Source organism: Acidobacteriota bacterium (assembly GCA_034211275.1).
In the GTDB taxonomy this organism is placed as follows: Bacteria; Acidobacteriota; Thermoanaerobaculia; order Multivoradales; family JAHZIX01; genus JAGQSE01.
In genome coordinates, this window is sequence record JAXHTF010000359.1 from 1 (window position 1) to 2327 (window position 2327).

The following is a 2327-nucleotide window of genomic DNA, read 5'->3' on the forward strand; positions in this document are numbered from 1 at the left end:
TGGGCTATCTTTCCTTGCCCTGCTTCAACGATCTGCACCACGTGCGCCCGGGGCGCCGCGGGCACCTGCTCATCGCCGTCACCGGTCTCGACCTGGTGGTGGAGGTGAGCCTGGAAGGGGAGGTGACCCGCCGGTGGAGCGTGTTGGAGGACGAGGAGCCCTTCCAGCGCTTCGACGAGAGCGTCGACTATCGGCGGGTGGCCACCACCAAGCCCCATCGATCCCACCCCAACTTTCTCGTCGAGCATCAGGGGGAGGTTTGGGTCAGCCGCTTCGAGCAGCGGGACGCGATATCCTTGAGCGATCCTCGGCGACGCATCGCCATCGGTCAGGAGCGGCCCCACGACGGTCTGAACCGGAGCCGCCGCGCCTACTTCAGCACCGTCGATGGGCATCTGGTGCTCGCTGATCTGGAGACGGCGGCGGTGGAGCGGGTGGTTGATCTCAACGCCATCGACGGCCGCGGCCTGGCCCTGGGCTGGTGCCGCGGCGTTCGGCCCCTCACCGACGATCTGGTGCTGGTGGGTTTTTCGCGGCTGCGGCCGAGCCGTTTCCGCGAGAACCTGCGCTGGGTGAAACATCGACTGGGGCAGCGGGCTACCGCCGGCGATCTGCCCACCCGCATCGTTCTCTACGACCTGGCGGCGGAGCGCCAGTGCTGGCAATTCAACCTGGAGGACCACGGACTCAATGCCCTATTCTCCATCCATCTCCAAGACCACGACGACATCCCCGAGGGATCCCGAGGACCCCATGGAATCTGAGAACGAGCCGGGAACGCCTCAACGCTTCGCCTTCGGCAAGAATTGGCGGCGCTTTCTGGAGCATGTCGACGAGGAGCGCATCGCGGCGGCGGAAGATTCCCTGCGGCGGCTGCTGCGGCGGGAGGAGCTCATCGGCGCGACCTTCCTCGACATCGGTTGCGGTAGTGGATTGTTCAGTCTGGCGGCCCGGCAGCTGGGGGCGCAGCGGGTTCACAGCTTCGACTTCGACACTCAGTCCGTGGCTTGTGCCCGGGAGCTTCGCCGGCGTTTCGAGCAGACGAGGCCGTTCAAGGACGAAAGCTGGGAGGAGGGAGCCGAGGAAAAGCTCAGCGGCTGGACCATCGAGCGGGGGGACATTCTCGACGCCGAGTATCGGGACCGCCTGCCGGTGGCGGATGTGGTCTATTCCTGGGGCGTGTTGCATCACACCGGCCACATGTGGCGGGCCCTGGAGGCGGCGGCGGAGCTGGTGGCGCCGGAAGGGCTGTTGTGCATCGCCATCTACAATCAGCAGCCCTTTCTCACCGGCTATTGGAAAGTGGTGAAGCGGCTCTACAACCGGCTCCCCGGTCCCCTGGCCTGGTGCCTCAGCGGCGCCTACTATCTCTTCTCCAGCAGCGTGCTCTTCGTCGTCGACCTGCTGCGCGGACGCTCCCCCCTGGCCCGCCATCGCGGCGCCGGCCCCCGGGGGATGAACCACTACCACGATGTGGTGGACTGGATCGGCGGCTGGCCCTTCGAGGCGGCGAAGCCGGAGGAGATCTTCCGTTTCTTCCGGGACCGCGGTTTCACCCTCCAGGAGCTCACCACCTGCGGCGGCCGCCACGGCTGCAACGAATTCCTCTTCCGGCGCCACGGTAGCTGAGACCGAAGGAACCGAGACCCTGAACGTCACCTTCCTGATCGGCTATTTGGGCAACGGGGGAGCAGAGCGTCAGCTCGCCCTGCTGGCCCGAGGCCTGGCGCGACGGGGCCACGGTGTCCGGGTGCTCACTCTCTTCCCGGAGGGAGTGCACTGGCGCCGCCTGGAGGAGGATGGGGAGGTGGCGATGGAGAGCCTCTTCTCTCAGCGGGCCCGGCGCTTGCCGGCGCAGCTCGGCCAGCGGCTGGCGGCTTTGGGCAGACTGCGCCGAGCCCTGCGGCGACACCGCCCCGACGTGCTCTACAGCTTCCTCTACGTGGCCAACGCCCTGGCCGCCCGGGCGCTACGGGGGCGGCGGGCCGGGGAGCTCGGGTCGATCCCGCTGGTGTGGGGATTGCGGGCTTCCAACCCGCGGCTGGGAGTGAAGGAATGGCCCGCCTTGTACCAATCTCGCCGCTTCTCGAGCCGGGTAAGCTTGATCATCGCCAACTCCCGGGCCGGAGTGGCGTATCATCGGGCCAGAGGATTTCGACCGCCCCGCTTCGCAGTGGTGGCCAACGGTCTCGACGCCGAGGCATTTCAGCCTCGTCCTGACGCGGCCGCCGCCCTGCGGGAGCTTTGGGGTGTGGAGGCCGAGGCGCCGCTGATGGCGGTGGTCGCGCGGCTACATCCGATGAAAGACCATGAGAATTTTTTGCGCG

3 protein-coding genes are annotated in these 2327 nt (G+C 67.3%); all 3 read left to right on the forward strand.

From position 1 onward, the window contains the following. A partial coding sequence (locus SX243_25950; protein ID MDY7096429.1) for a hypothetical protein occupies positions 1 to 764 on the forward strand: 764 nt, incomplete at its 5' end. Beyond that, positions 754 to 1629, forward strand: a complete 876-nt coding sequence (locus SX243_25955) for a class I SAM-dependent methyltransferase (protein MDY7096430.1) — start codon at positions 754 to 756, stop codon at positions 1627 to 1629. The genes SX243_25950 and SX243_25955, both read left to right, overlap by 11 nt. A 46-nt stretch (positions 1630 to 1675) precedes the next feature. Then, positions 1676 to 2327: glycosyltransferase (locus SX243_25960; GenBank protein MDY7096431.1), on the forward strand; the 652-nt coding region annotated here is incomplete at its 3' end.